This is a genomic window from Neisseria sp. P0021.S007 (genome assembly GCF_051956855.1).
The window spans coordinates 1-457 of sequence record NZ_JBQCXA010001599.1 but is presented as its reverse complement, the minus strand read 5'-3'; the positions used below and the strand labels follow the sequence as shown (position 1 = coordinate 457).

The following is a 457-nucleotide window of genomic DNA, read 5'->3' as shown; positions in this document are numbered from 1 at the left end:
TCCATGGACAGATTCCGGCAAAAATGGCGGCTGTGCCGTCATCGCCGGTTAGCCGTATTGAGGCGGATTTGCTGACGGCCCGCCCCAATATCGCGGCGCAAAAAGCATTGCTTGAGGAGAAATGGCATATCGTCAAATCGAACGAAGCAGAGTTTTAACCGAATATCGAATTCAAAGTTTTGGCAGGGATGACGCCCCTTGATGCGTTCAATCTGATTCGCGGACGGACATCCGGTATGTTGGGCATTGTTCCGGCTTTGAATCTGCCATTGTTTCCTTCCGGCGCGCTGCAGTCCAAATTGGCGGGCAAACGCGCCCAATATAACGAGTAGGTTGCCGTGTATGACCAAAACGTTTTGAACGCCATGCGTTCGGCGGCAGATGCTGTAGTCGACTACCAAAGCCTGAAAAACCGACAAGATACTTGGAATAAGGTGGTCAATATTGCCGATAAATC

1 pseudogene is annotated in these 457 nt (G+C 50.8%); it reads left to right on the top strand.

The window, feature by feature from the left end:
* Positions 1 to 457, top strand: a pseudogene (locus tag ACTHUR_RS20470) (TolC family protein); the annotation flags it as partial.